We start from the raw sequence: 20050 nt of genomic DNA, 5'->3' as shown, positions 1-20050 counted from the left end.
AAAAATCATCAAGAAACCACCTGCTATCGCGATATTTTTAATAAATGGGTTCATTTGTGCTTCATCAATTGTGCTTCATCAATCCATAATTGGTGAAAAAGTAGCGCTGATATGATGTTAAAACCTACAAATAGTAATGCAATTAAACGTGCTTTAAAACCAAGCAGAATAGCGATATCACCAAATAACTCAAGGGCAATCACCAACGGTAATATAGTCGATTCCAAATAAAGTAGATACATCATGTTTTGACGCGGGACTGGTATAAATTTTTCTGGCGTGCTGTGCCTGCGCAGACAGAGGCTGCAAAAAATTTACACCAGCAATACGGTAGCGACTTTAAAGTATTTCAACTATAGTTTTAATATTGGTATCATGAACGATTTTTTGCAGAACGGCGCAAAATGGGGTCAAGATAAAGATGGCTTTGGCATCAGAATCACTAAGTTGGTGTCTAAATTTTTTTCATCATAAACCTTCCTTGGTTTTTGGCGATTAACTTTACAATAGCAGCCTTAGTGAATCATTTTATTGCCAGCCTAATGTGGCACTATGCTCATCTTGGTGTGCAAATAAAGGGTGCGCGCGAGCTTCTTCTAGTGTTAGTACTGGGGTGACGCAAACATCGGCTGTTTCAAACACCTGCTGCCAGTAAGAAAGGTCGTGGCTGGCAAACTTGTCAGCAACCGTTTGCGCTGCTTCTTGACTGTCTTTAGTATTGGGCATTACGCCCATTTGCCAGTGCTTAGTTTTGAGCTCAGGCAATTCTAATACCTCACATAACCCTTGCCAAAACTTCAACTCTAAGGAGCCGACTGCTATATGACGCTCATCGAATGTTTTGTATAAACGATAGCAGGGTAGTAAGCCACCTAAAAAGTCATGTTGCGGCTTTGGATTTTTGCCAGAAAAGCTTTTGACCAGTTTTCCGGTCGCCTTTGGCATGACCATATGCTGATACAAGCTGTGGGTCATACTGACTGCAACGTGACGGCCTTTGCCAGTACGCTGTGCTGAAAACACGGCGGCCAAAAGGGCAATCACTGCCGTATCACTACCACCTGCCAAATCTGCAAACTGGATATTAGGCATTGCCTGATCGCCCTCTGCCGTTTTCAACTGATCGAGCACGCCGCTCATCGCCATAAAGTTGATGTCATGACCGGCTTTCTGGCTCCAGTCATGGGTAACGGTCTCGCCATCAGCCACGCCATAACCAGTAATCGATACCATGACTAGCTTTGGATTGATAGCATGCAGGGTTTCGGCGGCAAGTCCCATACCTTCTAATACTTCAGGCCGAAAGCTATCGAGCATCACGTCGGCATCTTTAAGATGCGTTTTGATTGTCTCAATACCTACTGGATCACGAAAGTCAATTTTTTGAGTTTCTTTACCGTGGTTCAACGCGGTGAATATCTCGCCAAAGGCACGAGCAGGGTCACCATTAAGCGGTTCAATCTTAACAATTTCGGCACCAAGGTCCGCAAGGAGCCTGGTCGCAAATGGACCAGGTAAATTGCGGGTTAGATCTACTACTTTAATACCTTGAAGACAATCAGCCATTTGATTCATTAGTATATTACTCATCGCTAAACTCCTGACCTGACTCAGCCATCTCTACTAAGATTTTAGCAGGTTCAAAACGCTTACCGTATTTGCTAGCAAGCTCGCGGCTACGTTCAACAAATTTGTCGACGCCTACTGAATTGACAAACTGAAGCGTACCACCTTGATTTGGTGCAAAGCCCCAGCCAAAGATTGAACCTACATTGGCATCAGCCACTGTACGTACGACATTTTCCTCGAAACATTTCGCGGTCTCATTAGCTTGAACGTATAATAAACGGTCTACCAAGTCTTGCTGAGATGGCTGCTCATCTTTAGTTGGATACAGTTCAGTGAGCTTGGGCCATAAGCGTTTTTCACCATTTTCAGGATAATCATAAAAGCCTTTAGTGACTTTCTTACCTTCGCGGCCAAGCTCATTAACCATCTTTTCTACTACTGGCATGGCAGGATGCGGAGTAAAGGTTTTGCCTTCCGATTCTAGGGCACGCTTAGTTTGCTGCATGACATGTAATGACAAACTTAGTGACACTTCGTCCTGCAGTGCGAGTGGCGGCATCGGCATACCAGATTTCATACCAGCCACTTCAATGCTGCGTGGGTGAACACCTTCACCTAACATCGCAATACCTTCTGATACGTAAGTACCAAATACGCGAGAGGTATAGAAGCCGCGGCTGTCATTGACAACGATCGGTGTCTTACCGATTTGACCAACATAGTCAAAACCTTTAGCTAGCGTTGCATCATCCGTTTCTTCGCCAACAATAATCTCAACCAATGGCATCTTATCTACTGGCGAGAAGAAGTGTAGACCGATGAACTGTTTTGGACGTGTGCTAGCTCTTGCAAGCTCAGTAATAGGCAGGGTAGACGTGTTTGATGCATAAACCGCGGTCTCTGGAATAACCACTTCAGATTTACGCGTACATTCAGCTTTAATGTCTACATCTTCGAATACCGCTTCGATAATTAAATCACAGCCTTCTAAGTCGTCATAAGACGTTGTGGTTTTGATAAGGTCTAATAACGCTTGTTTTTTCTCTTCAGTAGATTGACCACGGCTGATAGCCTTGTCTAACAACTTAGTAGAATAGTTTTTACCTTTTTCAGCGCCTTCGAGAGCCGTATCTAACAATACCACTTCCATGCCCGCTTTGGCTGAGACGTAAGCGATACCTGCGCCCATCATACCGGCACCAAGTATGCCGACTTTGCTCACTTTAGATTTTTCAAACCCTTCAGGGCGTGATTGGCCTTTTTTGATGCTATTAAGCTGCGTCCAAAGCGTATTAATCATGTTTTTGGACACATCTGATAACGCGCAAGCCACAAAAAAGCGCGACTCGATTTTAAGACCGTTGTCGATATCCGTTAAGCAGCCCTCAAAGACACTAGATAAGATATGGGTAATGGCAGGATAGTTGCCGTGCGACTTTTGATTAGCCATCGCAGGAGCAATGGAGAATATCGGTACTATTTTAGGGTTTTTGCTATCACCACCAGGAATCTTAAAACCTTTATTGTCCCATGGCTGGCTAGCTTGAGGATTGTTGTTGATCCATTTTTTGGCTTTTTTGATAAGCTCTTCATTGTCGTAAGCCACGTCATGGATAAGACCGATTTCAACGGCTTGCTGTGGGCTAAGCTCTTTACCTTGCGTCATTAGTTCAAGTGCTTTTTGGATACCGACTAGACGTGGAAGACGCTGAGTGCCACCACCGCCAGGTAATAAACCAAGTTTGACTTCAGGTAAACCAAGTTTTGTCTTTGGTGAGTCAATAGCGATGCGATAATGACAAGCTAAAGCCAGCTCTAAACCACCACCTAAGGCAGTGCCGGTAATTGCGGCAACCACTGGCTTGCCAGAAGTCTCAAGCTTACGTAGGCTGGCTTTTAAATCCTCTACTAAGTCAAACGCTTGCTCAGCAGTTTCGATAGTGGCTAGTTGATCAATATCTGCCCCAACCACAAAGGTTGATTTACCAGAGGTTAAAATTAAACCTTTCGCTTCTGCATCACTGATAAATGCATCAGTTAATGCCGCAAATGCTTCATTAAAACCATCACCAATCACGTTCATTTTACGGTCAGCTTGATCAATAGTAACGGTGATAATGCCGTTGTCTGATTCTGCAGAAAAACTGTTTAATTCATTAATGGCATTTACGCTGTTTGTGCTCATTTGATATCCTTATTTTCTATTCGTATGTTATGTCCGTATCTAGACTATATATAGTTGCAATACTTTAAAGTCGCTACCGTATTGCTGGTGTCATTTTTTTGCAGCCTCTGTCTGCGTAGGCACAGCAAGCAAGAAAAATTTGCACCAGTAGTACGTGTTGTATCGATATTACTTTTCACCGACTATAGGTAATATTTGAGGCTTAAACACGCTCAATAATGGTAGCAATACCCATACCACCACCCACACATAGGGTAATCATAGCGGTATTCAAATTACGGCGCTCCAACTCGTCTAATACGGTTGTCACTAACATCGCACCAGTTGCACCAAGCGGGTGACCCATTGCAATAGCACCACCATTGACGTTGACGATATCAAGCGAGAGGCCAAAGTCATTTGCGGTATTAAGAGGTACGGCTGCAAATGCTTCATTAATTTCCCAAAGATCGATATCTGCAGCAGTCATACCGGCTTTGGCCAGTGCTTTCTGACAGGCTGGGGTTGGGCCCGTTAACATGATAGTTGGCTCTGAACCAATCACAGACGCCATCGTTATTTTAGCGCGTGGTTTTAGACCTGCTTTTTCGCCAGCAGCTCTACTACCCACAAGACACAATGCTGAACCATCAACGATGCCTGAAGAGTTACCAGCATGGTGAACATGATTTACGTTTTCAATCGTAGTGTATTTGTCAAGAATAACGCCATCGAAGCCCATTTTACCTGGCATCATAAATGATGGGTTTAGGCTCGCTAGCGTTTCTACTGAAGTATTTGGACGAATGGTTTCATCTTTGTCTAATAGTAATAAACCGTTTAGATCTTTCACTGGAACGACTGACTTATCGTAGTAGCCTTTTCCCCAGGCAGCCGCTGCTCTTCTGTGTGACTCTGAGGCAAACTCGTCAACATCTTTACGGCTGAAACCCTTTAATGTAGCAATGGTATCAGCGCCAACACCTTGAGGTACGAACTGAACAGCATCGTTTACTCGTGGATCCATATACCAAGCACCGCCATCTGAACCCATTGGTACACGGCTCATTGATTCAACGCCACCAGCAACGACTAAGTCTTCCATGCCAGACATTACTTTGGTTGCCGCAAGGTTAATTGACTCTAGACCAGACGCACAAAAGCGTGACAGCGTTAAACCTGCCACGCTCTCATGCCAATCGGCGTCGATAACGGCGATACGTGCGATATCAGAACCCTGCTCACCGACTGGTGTCACACAGCCTAAAACGACGTCGTCTACTAAACTGGTGTCTAAATTATGGCGTTGTTGCATCTCTTTTAATAGAGTACGAACCAGCCAAATAGGTGATGCCTGATGGAGGGAGCCATCTTTTTTCCCTTTGCCACGTGGTGTACGGATGGCATCATAGATATAAGCGGTCTCAGTCATAATAAATCCCTTTAATATTTAATTGGATATTTGTTAAATAATGAAGTCTTGAGAAGAATGTATTGTCCTCAATTAAATGCTTAATAACATTCATGTATTGGCTTGCATATTTTGGTTTATATATAGTTGATAGTTGAACCGCCCCGAGTATATCGGAGACTGATTTACTTAAGTCAAGCAGCGATGCCTGACAGGATTAAACTATCATAATACCGCTTTTCAAACTCAAAAGGCGACACATATCCAATCGTGCTATCCAATCGTGCTATGCAAACGGGTTTTGCTGAACCAGTCCACTAAACTTAGCAATATTCTTTACCCACTGAATCAACTCTTGATGTTCTATATCAACAGATTTTTGTGACCTTCGCTTTTGATATAGTCGGTGAAAAGTAATATCGATACAACACGTATTGCTGGTGCAAATTTTTCTTGCTTGCTGTGCCTACGCAGACAGAGGCTGCAAAAAATTTACACCAGCAATACGGTAGCGACTTTAAAGTATTTCAACTATAGCTTACCGTTTCTTCTATATGAGAACACCTGCTGAGGTGCATGGCAGTTATTTATGTCCTGCTTAATGTAAAAAAGCCAGATACGCACGGTATCTGGCTTAGCAAAAAACTATCAATCTATTTTAGGACGGGACATATATAGTCGGTGAAAAGTAATATCGATACAACACGTACTACTGGTGCAAATTTTTCTTGCTTGCTGTGCCTACGCAGACAGAGGCTGCAAAAAATTTACACCAGTAATACTGTAGCGACTTTAAAGTATTTCAACTATAGTTAGTTTAAAATAAAATCGATACGTTATTAAAGAGGTGCGACTGCTATAAACCTCTTTTGCTTGTTGCTATCACAATTTTTGAGAGTAGCAACTACCACATCAAATCATCTGGAATCACATAAGCGGCATATGGATCGTCTTCTGCCAGCTCATCTTCTACAGTATCATTAGAGACCACCATAAAGCCTTCTAGCTTTGAGTCGATACGATCGGCAAGCGGACGCGGCAGTAACGCGTAGCTATCGTCTAAGCGGGCAATGACCACGTGACCTGACACGATCTGATCGTATAGCTTTTGAGTAATAAAAAGTTTTTTAACTTTAGAATCATCGACAAACTGATAGCTGATGTCACCATTTGTCTCAGTCAATTGATGCTGCTTTATCATTTGAATGATATTAGCTTTTAGCATCTTTTCTTCTAAAAGCTGTTGTTTTTCTTGATTGAGCTTTTGATCTTTCTCTATTTTTTTAGCTTGGGCATCTGCCAAGGCTTTTTTAGCGTCGATGTTTGATGAATCGCCAGTACGCTTAGCATGCTGCGTCTGCTTGCTAATTTTGTTGGCTTTTTTACTATCAACCAAGCCTGCTTTTAGAAGTTGAGCCTGTAGGGCGTTTTTTGCCATATCTGCATTACCTAAATGAAACTACCTAAGTGAAATGATCTAAATCGTCATAAGTTATGGTAACAAATTCTGCCAAGAGATGTCATCAAATACGGCAATCCCAAAATTTTTTATTGAAAAAACCGTCTGTCATATAACTGAGTAATATACCTTTCTAGACTAATTGTCATAGATGGTTGTCCATTTTTCTAAGAGCTTTGATGATTAATAATGTGTTCAGCAAGGGTGATGAGGTCTGAAGCGATGAAGTCGGGTTTTGGTACGTTGGGTGCCGAAAGTAGCGCATTATAAGGTCGGGTTACAAAAGCTCCTTGGCAGCCAGCAGCTTGAGCACCGATGGTATCCCAGATATGACAGGCTACAAGACATAGCTCTGAGGTCTCAACGGACAGCTCGCTGGCGACCATCTGATATATTGCCGGTGCAGGTTTAAATTGACGGACACTGTCAACACTGAAATTCTGCTCAAAGAATTCACTCAGTCCTGCTTTTTCAAGCCGTGTCGGAGAGGTGCTGGGGGCTGAGTTGGTCAAGGTCACCAATCTAAATCCTGCATCACGCAGTTTAGTCAAAGCAGGGATAACGTCAGGGTGAGCTGGCGTCTCACTCATGCGCTGCTTAAACTCCTGTATATCTTCTTCTGTTAGCGTAACGGCATGAATATCTGCGGTCATTTGCAAGGCACCAACGCCAAGCTCGCCAAAAGGCGTGTAAAGACCAGATAAAGTCATGGTTTGCGAATAAAGTACCAATTGCGCGAACCACTCTCTGAGTCTATTTTCGTCCCCAAATAATCGCGTGAATAAGGGCGTGAGCGTATCGATATCTAGGAGCGTTTCATTGACATCGAATACGAGAATCGGAGCTGAGTAGATAGAGGACATAAAAGTACCTTTTTCAATAAAAGTAAGTCGCACTAGCGAAATTTATAACTATAACTATAACTATAACAATGACATTCTATAAACTTACTTTAGCTGGACTTGAATAATCATTCAAGATAAAATTGAGTAATCATTCAAATTGTATAACCATGTTTACTTTACTTTCTAAAATTATGGGATAAAAATTGGAATATTATGTCACGTACTACATTATATAATCGTCATGAAGCATTAGAGCGAGCCATGCAGCTATTTTGGCAAAAAGGCTTTCATGCGACGTCTTTAAAGGATATCGAGCAAGCGCTTGATATGCGACCAGGCAGTATTTATGCCGCTTTCGGTAATAAGGATGGACTGTTTCAAGAAGCGCTCGATTACTATGCTCAGGCAGAACTAAAGGAGTTTGAGCGTATATTGAGCAGCTATGAGTCCCCTTTGTTAGGATTGGCGGCTTACGTGCGTCAACTTGGCGGTATCCGCGAAAAAAACTTGCCCAGTCAGGTGTGTATGCTGGTCAAAAGCTTACTTGAGCTTGGTGCTCGTGAGCAGCCAGCACTTGAAAAGGTCGAGAAGCTATTAGCTGGCATGGAAATGCGCTTTGTAGAGTGCTTTGCTCAAGCCCAGCGGTTGGGTGAGTTGGATGATCAGCTGGATGCTGTCAGGCTTGGACGGCGCTTGCAGGCAGAAGTTATGGGCATACGCGCTTTTGCTCAGCGTGATGCCGATAGCGTGGCGGTGCAGGCAATTGCAGATGATATAGCGTCTTCTATAGAGGCGATGCGTAAGGGTGTGTCTGCTGGTTAGTTTTAGAATTTAGACAAGTGTTACTGCTTATACACAGTTAAAATCATTTTTAAAAATACAGTAACATAAAAATATATACCAATAAAACGGGCAGCTTAAAGTGTTAAGCTGCCCGTTTTTATACCCGAATCACGCTATTCGTGCGTATTTATTTTACATTGAATGGACTAGATATTGGTATATCGCAAATAATTAGTCCGTTTTTTGCCATGCAAATTTTTCAAATGGCTTATCTATAGGCGTCTTCGCCAAATGGTTGGTGTAATTACTCATTATCTTTTGAGCGGTACCCAACACCACTTCTAGTATCTGACGTTTGCTAAAACCAGCATCTAGAAAATCTTGCACACTCTCATCATCAACGTTACCACGATTGCGAACAACAGCGAGGGTAAAAGTACGTAGCGCTTCTAGCTTTGCAGTTGGTAGTGAGGTTTCATTACGCAGGGCATCGGTGATGGAGTCATCAACGTTCATGCTTTTAGCAATGCCTGTATGAGCCGGAACGCAGTAATGGCACTCGTGCTCCACATTGATCGTTTGCCACACTACCGTGGTCTCTTCAGCATCAAAACTACTGTCTAAGAACAGCTGATGCAAACGCTGATAGCCCTCTAGCAGCCCTGGCGCTTCAGACATTGTTGCATGTAGGTTTGGAATACTGCCAAAAGCTTTAATCGAATTGTCTAGTGACGCTTGGCTAGCTTCTGGGGCAGTGGTTTTATCATATAGGGTAAATTCGGTCATATAAAATCCTTAATGGTATAAAGGTATTTTTGATAGATTGCTGTAGCGATAGAGATGAATAAGACATCGCGTCTATCAGCTCATTGAACTTACTATAAATGATTTTGAGCAATCACTCAAGTATAAATTGAATGATTGCTCAAGTATTTGTAACGCTGGTTAATAACTAAAAGTTTTGATAGCAATTAATTGTCCGTATCTATCAGCTTAGTTGGTGTTTAGATGCTGTATTTACTTTTGGTTGGATTGATTTATAGCATGTTTATCTTTAAATGGCATGAGCAGTAATCCCCATAGCGAGGCATTTTGCTTGGCATCGGGATATTCTATTAGACCGATATCTAACGCTTGGTCAGGTTTTGACGCGTTACTTTTATAGCTACCAAAGAGCCTATCCCACCAAGTCACACTCACACCGTAGTTGGAGTTGGTCTCACAGACCCGTTTGCTATGATGAATACGGTGTAAGACTTGCGTGACTAAAATTAAGCGTAATGGCTTCTCAATCACTGGTGGCAGGCGAATATTGGCATGATTAAACATAGACAGCCCATTTAAAGCAATTTCGAATATGAGTACCGCTATAGCTGGGACACCAAGCAGGCTAATGACAACGAGCTTGAGCAAGATGCTTAAGACAATCTCGATAGGATGAAATCTAAGCCCCGTGCTGGCATCGATATGCGCATCAGCGTGATGGACACGGTGCAAACGCCAGAGAAGTGGCACTCGGTGAAATAAGCGATGTTGCCAGTAGATGACAATATCAAGCAACAAGAAGCTTAAAATAATAGCTGCGACATTCGGTATCTCAATTAAATTAAATAAACCGATACCATTTTTTTGATGATAAATGGCTACCGTTGTCAGCCCAATAGGAACGGCCAAACGGGCAACAAAAGAAGAGGCAAATACCAGCCCAAGATTGGCAAACCAACGTGTGCTGGTTTTAATCGGTGATTGACGTGCGGGATGCCTATGCTCAATGAGCATCATAATGACTAATATGCTAAAGAAAAAGCCCAAACGCCACCACATTTCATTTGCCATTATTGACCTCCTTAATGGGCTTATATAGTCGGTGAAAAATTTATACCAGTGCCGCGTCAAAACATGATGTATCTACTTTATTTAGAATCGACTATATAGCGGCGCAGTTTTTTTGGTATTGTCAAAGCTGCTGGCAAGCTAGTAGGGTGCATGAATTAACCTCGACGCCAAGTATGATATTTTTCAAGCAACTGTAGGGCTTTTTTAGGCGCATGATTGCGTTTCCATTCGCCAGCTGCATACTTATTGCCTTCCGCCCATGTTGGATAGATATGAATGGTGCCCAGTATTTTATTCAGCCCTAAATTGTGTTTCATGGCCAATACAAACTCAGCCATCAAGTCACCTGCATGTTCAGCGACGATGGTCACACCCAATATCTTATCTTTACCTTTTGGCGTAATGACCTTGATAAAGCCATGATTAGCGCTTTCGGTCACCGCCCGATCTAAGTCTTTGAAGTCATAACGTGTGATTTCAAAATCAATACCTTTATTAATCGCTTCTTGCTCGTTTAAGCCCACTCGTGCTACTTCTGGGTCAATAAACGTCGACCACGGAATCACGCGATAATCTACTTTGAATTTTTTAAGATGACCAAATAAGCCATTGACCGCAGCGTACCATGCTTGATGGGCAGCCACATGGGTGAATTGATAGGGACCCACGATATCACCTGCCGCATAGATATTGGGGTAGAGCGTCTCAAGATACTCATCTGTACTGATGGTGCGCTCAGTGTCGATGCCCAAGGTGTCAAGTCCGTAACCTTCTAGGCGTGCACTACGACCGACTGCACAAATCAACTCATCATACTCAATGGCAGTTTCTTGTTGATCATCATTGCCGCCTTTTGGTGCGACGATAATATATTTTTTACCATTGCGAGTCTCACAGCGAATTGCTTGCTGTGAGGTCAAGATATTCACGCCGCTCTCAGTCAGTGCTTCTTGCGCAAATACAGAAACGTCGACGTCTTCCTTTTTCATCAGCCGCGCGCCTCTTTCGATTTGGGTCACAGCAGAGCCTAAACGAGCAAAGGATTGTGCCAGCTCACAGCCAATGGGTCCGCCGCCAAGTACTACCAGCTTGCTCGGCACTTTATCAAATTTTGCAAACTTATCCCAGAGAGTATCGCTTGTCACATAACCCGTCTCTTCTAAACCTGGTAGGTCTGGCACAAAGGGGCGCGCGCCCGTCGCGATAACGATAGAGCGCGCGGTTAATGTTTGAGTGCCGCCATCATTGAGGGCAATCTCAACCGTCCATGGGTCAATGAGCTTTGCGTAGCCTTTTAATACCTCGACACCCAAGCTCGTATAACGCTCGACACTGTCATTTGGGGCGATATCAGCAATGACTTCATGGATGCGAGACATGATGTTCTTAAATGCAAAATCCGGTTGGGTATTATTGAGTCCATAACGTTTGCCATGGCGTATCTGCTCAACCACTTTTGCACTTTTTACTAGTGCTTTACTGGGGACGCAGCCATAGTTTAAGCAGTCGCCGCCCATCTCACCTGCCTCAATCAATGTGACTTTTGCTTTGACGGTCGCGGCAATATAGCTGGTAACAAGTCCGCCAGCACCGGCACCAATCACAATCATATTACGGTCGAATTTTTTGGGCTTAGTATGGTTTTTATAGATACGGCGTTTCTTTAGTATCGTTAATATGCCTTTTGCTATCAGCGGAAATAACCCTAATAAGGCAAATGAAGCAAGTAGATTAAAGGACAAAATGCCAGATAACTGCTCAATTTTTGCCAACTGTGTACCGGCATTCACAAATACAAAGGTGCCGGCAAGCATGCCGATTTGGCTGACCCAATAAAAGGTTCGTACTTTTATAGCAGTCAGACCCATCAATAAGTTGATGAGAAAAAAGGGAAATATCGGTACAAGGCGTAACGTAAATAAGTAAAACCCACCTTCTTTTTTTACACCTGAATCGATGGAGGCAAGACGGTCAGGAAAACGCTGTTTAATGGTATCGCGTAACAAATAGCGTGAAGTCAAAAAGGCGAGTGTGGCACCGATACTTGAGGCAAACGAGGCTACCAGTATACCCTGCACTAAACCAAATAAAGCACCGGCTGCCAAGGTTAAAATAACTGCGCCCGGTAAGGATAATGCTGTGACCAATATATATACTACAAAAAAGCCGCCGATGACCAACCATGGCGACTGTGTTTTATATTGCTCGAACTGATCCATCGAGCCTTTTAAGCCCTCAAGCGTTAATAATTCATTGAGGTCAAAATAAAAAAAGCCAATGACGCCAATCAAGACCGCGAATATCAAAACTATTTTTTTAATCATGGATTATCCAGATAAATAATACTTAGATTAGCACATGAAGTGCAATATCAAAGAGCAGGTGAAAAAAAGACTCTTATCCATTGTAATCATTATTGAGTGATTGTTCAAATGTGTTGTTATAAATGATTTGTTTGAGACAAATTTTGAAGTCTAGTCGGTGAAAAGTAATATCGATACAACACGTACTACTGGTGCAAATTTTTCTTGCTTGCTGTGCCTACGCAGACAGAGGCTGCAAAAAATTTACACCAGTAGTACGGTAGCGACTTTAAAGTATTTCAACTATAGCCTAGAAGAGGGTAGTGATAATCGTCCTTTGCTTCTATTAGCATGCGAACGGCGAAATTAATTTAATGTCATATTAGGATTATAAAAACCGCCAAATAAACTCATTATTTGACGGTTCTAAAATGCAGTGACTAGCCTCCTAATTATAACGGGAGCTATAATGAGATATGCTGAGCTTCGCCTTTTTCAAGTGCAAGCTTAGCAGCAGCAGAGGCTACTGCTAAATCCTGTAAACCAACACCTGTACCATCGAACAAGGTAATTTCATCATCTGAGCTGCGACCTGGGTGATCGCCATTGATGACATCGCCAAGCGTAGTAATATCAGACTCTTTGATCGCGCCAGATTTAATTGCATGCTGGGCTTCACCAAGACTGATCGATTGTGCGATCTCATCAGTGAATACAGTAGCAGAGGCAACTAAATTGACATCAACTTCTTGCTTCCCAACGGTATCGGTACCCATACAGGCGATATGCGTACCCGGTTTGATCCACTCTTTCATCAGTAATGGCTCAAACGCTGAAGTAATGGTAATGATCACATCCGCCTCGCTACATAACTGTTCGCGCTCAACGGCTTCAAACGGTACGCCTAATTCTTCAGCGACTGCTTGTAAGTTTTTGAGACGATCTTTATTCTTATTCCAAGCCACTACCTTCTCAAAGCTACGTTGCTCAAGAGCGGCACGCAGCTGAAAAGTAGACTGATGACCCGCACCCACCATACCAAGTACTTTGCTGTCTTTACGTGCTAGATGGGCGATTGATACTGCCGATGCTGCTGCCGTACGTACCGCTGTTAGGTAGTTGCCGCCGACTAGTGCACGCAATTTGCCATTATCTGGATTGAATAAGAAAATCGTTGACTGATGATTGGTCAAGCCTTTAGCGGCATTGCCTGGCCAATAACCACCTGATTTTAGACCTAGTGATTTACCAGCACGGTCAAAACCTGATTTAAAGCCATATAGCGCATCAGCATAGCCAATGGCTTCACGGATGACAGGGAAATTATACGCGTCCCCTCGTGACATTGACGCAAAAACATTTTCAACGGCGATAAATGCAGAAGGGCGATCAATCACTGATTTGCAAGCGTCTTCTGATACGATCAATAAACCTTCGTTACTATTAACACTATTTGCTTCACTCATTATAAATTCCTTTTTATACTTCTTAATTTGTAATTCTTGAATAAAAAGGGGCTGTTGTAGGCTAAAGCTACAACAGCCCCTTTAAACTAAATTGATAAAATCATACTAATTTAGCTTATAAGTCTTAGTACATTTTACCGCGTGCAGATACTGGCCATACGGTTTCAACTTTACCATTACGCACACCAATATAAAAATCATGAACGTTACAAGTAGGATCACAATGACCAGGTACCAGTTTTAATTTTTCATTGATTTCAAGTACGCCATTTGGATCGCTGACTACGCCATGCTCGTCTGAACATTTAACATATTCAACATCGTCACGACCATAGACAAAGGGTAGGCCGCTGTCAACTGACTGAGCTTTTAGACCGGCATCAACAATGGCTTTGTCAGCTTTGGCATGGCTCATAACAGAAGTTAGGATGAATAAGGCATTTTCCCATTCACCCGCATCGATACGGTTGCCGTCTTCGTCTAGAATACGACCATAATCCGCATCCATAAACGCGTAAGAGCCACACTGTAATTCGTTGAAAACACCTGAATTACTTTCGAAATAATAACTACCAGTACCGCCACCTGAAACAAATTCTGGCTTAAGACCGATCTCTGTTAGCGCATCGATTGCTTCTTGTACCTGATCAATAGCGATTTGTGTTTTAGCTTTACGATCGCTAAAGCTGTCCATATGCTGCATGGCACCTTGATAGGCTTGAATACCAGTGAATTTTAAATTTTCAGCGGCATCAATCGCTTTGGCAATCTCTACTACAGCTTCAGTCGTCGTGACACCACAACGTCCAGCGCCACAGTCGATTTCGATATAACAGTTCAGTTCAGTGCCTGCTTTGGTTGCAGCAGCTGATAGCTCAGCGACGTTATCGATATCATCGACACAAACGGTGATGGTTGAGCCCAGCTTAGGCAAATTGGCTAAGCGCTCAATTTTGGCTGGATTGCGGACTTGGTTTGATACCAATACGTCTTTGATACCGCCACGTACGAACACTTCCGCTTCAGAGACCTTTTGACAGCATACGCCGATTGCGCCGCCAAGTTCTTCTTGTAAGTTTTGTACATCGACAGATTTGTGCATTTTACCGTGACTACGGTGACGCATATTATGCGCTTTAGCATAATCGCCCATTTTTTTGACGTTACGCTCAAGGGCGTCAAGATCCAAGATCAAACAAGGGGTTTGAATGTCAGCTTCGTCCATACCAACAGTGGCGGGTACGTTATAACCTACTTCTAATTCTTCAGTAATCATTTTAATTCTTCCATATTGTTGGTTAGTTTTACAAAAAGCCGTTTAAACATGCGCATTACTGGCGCTGAGTTAACGCTTAATTTGTAATCAGTTAATGATACTTAATTGCCGATCATTAGTTCCAAGGCAATTTGTCTAGATCAACGTTACCACCAGTGATGATGACGCCAACCTTTTTACCTGCAAAAACGTCTTTGTTCTTCAAGATGACAGCAAGCGGTACTGCACAACTTGGCTCGATGATAATTTTCATATGAGTCCAAGTCAGCTTCATCGCTTCAACGATTTCTTCTTCAGTCGCAGTCAAAATGTCAGTCACATAATTACTGACAAAATGCCAGGTCAAATCTTTAAGCGGTACTTTTAAGCCATCAGCGATAGTATCGGGTGCATCATCAGCGATAATATAACCGGCTTTAAATGAGCGTGCAGCATCATCAGCATTTACTGGCTCTGCAGCATAAATTTTGACATCAGGGGCTAGGTTCGATAGCGTTAAGCAAGTGCCTGAAATCATGCCACCACCACCAATAGGTGCCACAACCATGTCAGGTTTTTGACCGATCTCTTCCATTTGCTCTAGAAATTCACGTGAGCAAGTCGCTTGTCCGGCGATTACGCGTGGATCATTGTACGGATGGACAAAGTCGCCGCCTGTTTCTGCTTGAACTCTGGCAAACACTTCTTCGCGTGAAGTGGTTGATGGCTCACACTCAGTAATGATACCACCATAGCCACGGACTGCCGCTTTTTTAGCTTCTGGTGCACTATGCGGCATCACCACATGACACGGTACGCCGCGTCGACCCGCTGCATAAGATAAAGACAGGGCATGGTTGCCTGAGCTGTGTGTACAGACGCCATTTTTTGCGGCTTCGTCAGACAGACCAAACACCGCGTTTGATGCGCCGCGTACTTTAAAGGCACCCGCTTTTTGAAAGTTCTCACATTTAAAGAACATCTCACAGCCTGCCATTTCGTTTAAAAAGCGAGAGGTCAAAACAGGAGTGCGATGGATATATGGCTTAATGCGCTCATGCGCCTCTAGCATATCATCAAGGGTTGGAATCACTAATCCATCATCATTTGTGATCATAAAAAATAGTCCTTCATCTTTTGTTTAATGGCTTGTTGTTTAATGGCTTGTTGTTTAATGGCTTGTTACTTAATAGCTTTTATTTAGTTGTTGCAGTGTTGCGATAATACTCTTGTGCAGCAGCGACACCCTGACCCAGTTTAATAGGGTAGTCCAAATCAACCATTGCCATTTCAATGGCTGCAAGCCCTGCTAGCACCATGACTTCAGTCAATGAACCCAAATGACCTATTCTGAATGCTTTACCATTCATCTCACCTAAACCAATACCAAAGGAGATACCGTATTTATTAAAAGCATGATCGGTCAGTTTATTACTGTTAAAGCCTTCAGGAACAAAGATAGCACTTACGGTATTAGAATAAAGGTCAGGAGTTTTTGCACATAATATCATACCCCAAGCGCTAACCGCTTGTCGTACGCCTTCGGCTAAACGATAATGACGTGCATAGACGTTTTCAAGACCTTCATCAAACAACATCTCAAGACTTTCTCTTAAACCATAGATAAGGTTTAATGGTGGTGTATAAGGAAAGCCGCCGTTGGCATTTGCTTTCAACATATCACGGAAGTCAAAATAAGTACGTGGTAGCTTAGCTTCATCCATATGACTCAAGGCTTTTTGACTGACGCCTAATATTGCCATGCCAGTTGCGAGCATAAAGCCTTTTTGTGAGCCAGCAACAGCAACGTCTACGCCCCATTCATCCATCTCAAAAGGGACAGAAGCAATTGAGCTGACACCATCTACGAATAATAAAGCGGGGTGGTTACTGCTATCTATGGCTTTGCGAACGGCGCCAATGTCGCTTAAGACACCTGTCGCGGTTTCGTTATGTGTGACCATGACGGCTTTTATTTCGTGCGCTGTGTCTTCGCTCAAAATAGCTTGAAATTGGTCAGCAGGTGCGCCTGTACCCCAAGGACATTCGATAACTTGCACATCAAGTCCGTGGCGCTGACACATATCAATCCAGCGATGGGAGAACATACCATAGCGTGCAATCAGAACTTTATCACCAGGTGAGAGGGTGTTGCTAATAGCAGCTTCCCAACCGCCCGTACCACTGGAGGTAAACAGGATGATTTCACTATCTTGCGTGCCAAATACTTTTTTACAATCAGCAAGCACCGGTAAGAAAGTGTCTGAGAAATCAGGCGCACGGTGATCTTGCGTCGGCACGTTCATCGCGCGACGTAGTCTGTCAGGAATATTGGTAGGACCAGGAATAAAAATTGGGTTTTGTAGCGACATGATTTACATCCTTGTAAATGTATATAAAGGGGACAGAATAGTTGTATAAGCAGGTTTTTATGCGAATTTAATACAAGAGTCTTCCTGACTCATACTGTTTGGTTTGTGTGTTTTTCAGGTTTAAAACATTAACCATGTCAAAGAAAGGAGTTGCAGGTGATTGGTCACTTTACTACTTACTGCGTTCTTACGGTAACGGTTTTTACGAAGGATAAGCTAAGAGGTTTTGGTTGAAAAAGTGTAGATGTTCATCAACCGGTTGAAATATAGCATTAATAGTAAGTCGTAACAAGGTGTTTTTAAATAACCTTTGTGCTAGTCTTCTCGAGACTATTACAGTGACTGTTTTGCGTGAATAGCGGATATTAGTCCTATTTATTCTTCTATGTTTTGACAGAAATAATTCATAATTAACATTTCAGTTGCATGATGTCTTCAAGAGCTGCCATAACTTCAGTATAATATGGTGCCGTGCCGACAAGTTTATCTTTACAGTTTCTTCAGCATCGCTCAGTCTCTAACTTACTAAAAATCATTTATTCAATTAAGCAATCACAATAAGAAAAACCCTTCATCATCAATGCTGAGGGTTTATGAAAGACATTGGATTTCTGATAGTTATCACCTTTAAGTGTGTTAACTTGAATAATTTTAAGAAAGTTAGATAAAGACATAGATTTCTATTATTTAATTACTCCGTAAAAATATTTAAACCATTAACTTTGTAGCACCATATACTTTTAATAAGAAGATTTCATCATGCCAAACCAACGTCCGTTATATATCCCATTTTCAGGTCCTGCACTGTTAGAAACCCCTTTATTAAATAAGGGTAGTGCTTTTTCATCAGAGGAACGCGATAGCTTTAATTTAACCGGTTTACTACCTCATAACATTGAGACGATTGAAGAGCAATCATTACGTGCTTATCATCAACTTCGCTCGTTTACTACTGATATCGATAAGCATATTTACTTGCGTAATATACAAGATACCAATGAAACGTTATTTCATCATTTGATTGAGCAGCATATCGAGGAAGTGATGCCGCTCATATATACCCCAACGGTTGGCCAAGCTTGTGAAAAATTCTCTCAAATTTATCGCCGTAAACGTGGTTTATTCATCTCTTATCCTGATCGCCATAAAATCGATGATATGCTGCAAAACGCCACCAAACAAAAAGTAAAAGTAATCGTTGTCACTGATGGTGAACGTATCTTGGGATTAGGAGATCAAGGTATTGGCGGAATGGGTATTCCAATTGGTAAATTGGCTTTATATACGGCTTGTGGTGGTATTAGCCCGGCTTACTGCCTACCTATATTATTAGATGTCGGTACCAATAATCAACAATTGCTTGATGATCCTATGTATATGGGCTGGAGAAATCAACGAATCTCTGGCGATGAATACAATGAATTTGTAGACTTATTTATTCAAGCGGTTAAGCGTCGTTGGCCGGAGGTATTATTACAATTTGAAGATTTTGCACAGGAAAACGCGACACCATTATTGAATCGATATCGTGATCAGTTATGTTGTTTTAATGATGATATTCAAGGGACTGCTGCTGTTTCAGTCGGTACATTGATAGCAGCTTGTTTAAATAAAGGTCAAAAACTTAGTCAACAAAAAATAGCATTTTTGGGTGCAGGATCAGCTGGTTGTGGTATCGCCGAACATATTATTCGCCAAATGCAGCGTGAAGGTTTAACGGAAGAGCAGGCACGTAAACAGGTATTTATGGTTGATCGTTATGGTTTGCTAACAGATAGCATGACAGAGCTACAAAAATTCCAAGCACCGTTAGTGCAAAAAGAATCAGCTATTGAAAGTTGGGATAAGAGTCAGAAACTTGGGTTAGCGCAAGTGGTTAAACAAGCAAAAATAACGGTATTATTCGGCGTAAGTGGGCAAAAAGGTCTGTTTACACGAGAGGTAATCGAAGCGTTATGTGTTAATACTGAACATCCAATTGTCTTACCGCTGTCAAACCCAACGTCTCGTGTTGAAGCAACACCGCAAGAAGTGACTAGCTGGAGTAGAGGTAAGGCAATTGTGGCAACGGGTAGTCCTTTCCCTAATACCACTTTTGAAGATCAGTCTTTCGAGATTTCTCAGTGCAATAACAGCTATATATTCCCAGGTATTGGCCTAGGTGTTTTAGCAGCACATGCGACGGGTATCAGCGATAATATGTTAATGTCTGCAAGCCAAGCACTTGCAGACATATCAATGGAATATGAAAAAGCACCAGGTGCAATATTACCGCCCATTAAGTTCATTAGAGAAATCAGTGAAAAAATAGCCTATGCAGTTGCCCTACAGGCGATTGAAGATAAATTGGCATTACCTGTCACGGCAGAAAATTTAGAACGTCGATTAAAAGCTAATTTCTGGTTACCTAGATACCACAACTATCGCCGTACTTCTTTCTAAAAATTAGAAAATACGAATAAAAAAGCTGAATGTTACGATTAAAAGTAGCATTCGGCTTTTTTTATTGCCTAGATTTTACTAAAAATTAAGCAACCTAGAATAAATATTTGGTCTACTTTATCGTTAAATGATTGCCCGCTATCGA

15 protein-coding genes are annotated in these 20050 nt (G+C 42.3%); 2 read left to right on the top strand and 13 right to left on the bottom strand.

What is annotated here, in order from left to right; genetic code table 11:
• Nucleotides 1-50: 50 nt before the first annotated feature.
• The 6 genes from PSYC_RS07260 to PSYC_RS07235 form a co-directional block, all read right to left on the bottom strand.
• A complete protein-coding gene (locus PSYC_RS07260) occupies nucleotides 51-245 on the bottom strand; it encodes a DoxX family membrane protein (RefSeq protein WP_227500317.1) in 195 nt (64 codons plus the stop codon).
• Nucleotides 246-528: 283 nt separating this feature from the next.
• The gene (locus tag PSYC_RS07255; RefSeq protein ID WP_011280669.1) at nucleotides 529-1590 is read right to left on the bottom strand and encodes a CaiB/BaiF CoA transferase family protein; all 1062 of its coding nucleotides are present in this window, start codon (nucleotides 1588-1590) and stop codon (nucleotides 529-531) included.
• On the bottom strand, nucleotides 1583-3754 hold the full coding sequence (locus PSYC_RS07250; protein ID WP_011280668.1) for a 3-hydroxyacyl-CoA dehydrogenase NAD-binding domain-containing protein: 2172 nt from the start codon (nucleotides 3752-3754) through the stop codon (nucleotides 1583-1585). The genes PSYC_RS07255 and PSYC_RS07250 overlap by 8 nt, the downstream gene beginning before the upstream one ends.
• A gap of 202 nt (nucleotides 3755-3956) precedes the next feature.
• Nucleotides 3957-5165: an acetyl-CoA C-acetyltransferase gene (locus PSYC_RS07245; RefSeq protein ID WP_011280667.1), complete on the bottom strand. Its 1209-nt coding sequence runs from the start codon at nucleotides 5163-5165 to the stop codon at nucleotides 3957-3959.
• Between the two features lie 883 nt (nucleotides 5166-6048).
• Complete coding sequence (locus PSYC_RS07240; RefSeq protein ID WP_011280666.1) at nucleotides 6049-6582, bottom strand: DUF2058 domain-containing protein; 534 nt, start codon at nucleotides 6580-6582, stop codon at nucleotides 6049-6051.
• A gap of 188 nt (nucleotides 6583-6770) precedes the next feature.
• Nucleotides 6771-7466, bottom strand: a complete 696-nt coding sequence (locus PSYC_RS07235) for a haloacid dehalogenase type II (protein WP_011280665.1) — start codon at nucleotides 7464-7466, stop codon at nucleotides 6771-6773.
• A 195-nt stretch (nucleotides 7467-7661) separates the two neighbouring features.
• Here PSYC_RS07235 and PSYC_RS07230 point away from each other — a divergent pair, with 195 nt between their 5' ends.
• The gene (locus tag PSYC_RS07230; protein ID WP_011280664.1) at nucleotides 7662-8270 is read left to right on the top strand and encodes a TetR/AcrR family transcriptional regulator; all 609 of its coding nucleotides are present in this window, start codon (nucleotides 7662-7664) and stop codon (nucleotides 8268-8270) included.
• A gap of 192 nt (nucleotides 8271-8462) precedes the next feature.
• Here the strand turns inward: PSYC_RS07230 and PSYC_RS07225 are convergent, their stop codons facing one another.
• From PSYC_RS07225 to bhcA, 7 genes are all read right to left on the bottom strand, one after another.
• Nucleotides 8463-9017, bottom strand: coding sequence for a carboxymuconolactone decarboxylase family protein (locus PSYC_RS07225; RefSeq protein WP_011280663.1), 555 nt, complete (start codon nucleotides 9015-9017; stop codon nucleotides 8463-8465).
• A gap of 231 nt (nucleotides 9018-9248) precedes the next feature.
• Nucleotides 9249-10067, bottom strand: coding sequence for a sterol desaturase family protein (locus PSYC_RS07220; RefSeq protein WP_011280662.1), 819 nt, complete (start codon nucleotides 10065-10067; stop codon nucleotides 9249-9251).
• A gap of 155 nt (nucleotides 10068-10222) precedes the next feature.
• Entirely contained in the window at nucleotides 10223-12391 is a 2169-nt protein-coding gene (locus PSYC_RS07215; protein ID WP_011280661.1) for an FAD-dependent oxidoreductase, read from the bottom strand.
• 443 nt (nucleotides 12392-12834) lie between these two features.
• Entirely contained in the window at nucleotides 12835-13836 is a 1002-nt protein-coding gene (bhcD, locus tag PSYC_RS07210; RefSeq protein ID WP_011280660.1) for an iminosuccinate reductase BhcD, read from the bottom strand.
• Nucleotides 13837-13960: 124 nt separating this feature from the next.
• On the bottom strand, nucleotides 13961-15112 hold the full coding sequence (bhcC, locus tag PSYC_RS07205) for a 3-hydroxy-D-aspartate aldolase BhcC (protein WP_011280659.1): 1152 nt from the start codon (nucleotides 15110-15112) through the stop codon (nucleotides 13961-13963).
• A gap of 115 nt (nucleotides 15113-15227) precedes the next feature.
• The gene (gene bhcB, locus PSYC_RS07200) at nucleotides 15228-16208 is read right to left on the bottom strand and encodes a beta-hydroxyaspartate dehydratase BhcB (RefSeq protein ID WP_011280658.1); all 981 of its coding nucleotides are present in this window, start codon (nucleotides 16206-16208) and stop codon (nucleotides 15228-15230) included.
• 79 nt (nucleotides 16209-16287) lie between these two features.
• Nucleotides 16288-17463, bottom strand: coding sequence for an L-aspartate--glyoxylate aminotransferase BhcA (gene bhcA / locus PSYC_RS07195; RefSeq protein WP_011280657.1), 1176 nt, complete (start codon nucleotides 17461-17463; stop codon nucleotides 16288-16290).
• A gap of 759 nt (nucleotides 17464-18222) precedes the next feature.
• Between bhcA and PSYC_RS07190 the strand changes: the two genes are divergently transcribed.
• Nucleotides 18223-19905 carry an NAD-dependent malic enzyme gene (locus PSYC_RS07190; protein WP_011280656.1) on the top strand — a complete coding sequence of 561 codons (1683 nt, stop codon included), beginning with the start codon at nucleotides 18223-18225 and terminating at the stop codon, nucleotides 19903-19905.
• The last annotated feature ends 145 nt before the right edge of the window (nucleotides 19906-20050 follow it).

The organism is Psychrobacter arcticus 273-4 (assembly GCF_000012305.1).
GTDB classification, from domain to species: domain Bacteria; phylum Pseudomonadota; class Gammaproteobacteria; order Pseudomonadales; family Moraxellaceae; genus Psychrobacter; species Psychrobacter arcticus.
This window is presented reverse-complemented; position numbering and strand designations above follow the sequence as displayed.

Bases quoted from the DNA above. Each gene is read 5' to 3' on its own strand.
- PSYC_RS07260 (WP_227500317.1), bottom strand. From the start codon at position 245: ATGATGTATCTACTTTATTTGGAATCGACTATATTACCGTTGGTGATT.
- PSYC_RS07255 (WP_011280669.1), bottom strand. From the start codon at position 1,590: ATGAGTAATATACTAATGAATCAAATGGCTGATTGTCTTCAAGGTATT.
- PSYC_RS07250 (WP_011280668.1), bottom strand. From the start codon at position 3,754: ATGAGCACAAACAGCGTAAATGCCATTAATGAATTAAACAGTTTTTCT.
- PSYC_RS07245 (WP_011280667.1), bottom strand. From the start codon at position 5,165: ATGACTGAGACCGCTTATATCTATGATGCCATCCGTACACCACGTGGC.
- PSYC_RS07240 (WP_011280666.1), bottom strand. From the start codon at position 6,582: ATGGCAAAAAACGCCCTACAGGCTCAACTTCTAAAAGCAGGCTTGGTT.
- PSYC_RS07235 (WP_011280665.1), bottom strand. From the start codon at position 7,466: ATGTCCTCTATCTACTCAGCTCCGATTCTCGTATTCGATGTCAATGAA.
- PSYC_RS07230 (WP_011280664.1), top strand. From the start codon at position 7,662: ATGTCACGTACTACATTATATAATCGTCATGAAGCATTAGAGCGAGCC.
- PSYC_RS07225 (WP_011280663.1), bottom strand. From the start codon at position 9,017: ATGACCGAATTTACCCTATATGATAAAACCACTGCCCCAGAAGCTAGC.
- PSYC_RS07220 (WP_011280662.1), bottom strand. From the start codon at position 10,067: ATGGCAAATGAAATGTGGTGGCGTTTGGGCTTTTTCTTTAGCATATTA.
- PSYC_RS07215 (WP_011280661.1), bottom strand. From the start codon at position 12,391: ATGATTAAAAAAATAGTTTTGATATTCGCGGTCTTGATTGGCGTCATT.
- bhcD (WP_011280660.1), bottom strand. From the start codon at position 13,836: ATGAGTGAAGCAAATAGTGTTAATAGTAACGAAGGTTTATTGATCGTA.
- bhcC (WP_011280659.1), bottom strand. From the start codon at position 15,112: ATGATTACTGAAGAATTAGAAGTAGGTTATAACGTACCCGCCACTGTT.
- bhcB (WP_011280658.1), bottom strand. From the start codon at position 16,208: ATGATCACAAATGATGATGGATTAGTGATTCCAACCCTTGATGATATG.
- bhcA (WP_011280657.1), bottom strand. From the start codon at position 17,463: ATGTCGCTACAAAACCCAATTTTTATTCCTGGTCCTACCAATATTCCT.
- PSYC_RS07190 (WP_011280656.1), top strand. From the start codon at position 18,223: ATGCCAAACCAACGTCCGTTATATATCCCATTTTCAGGTCCTGCACTG.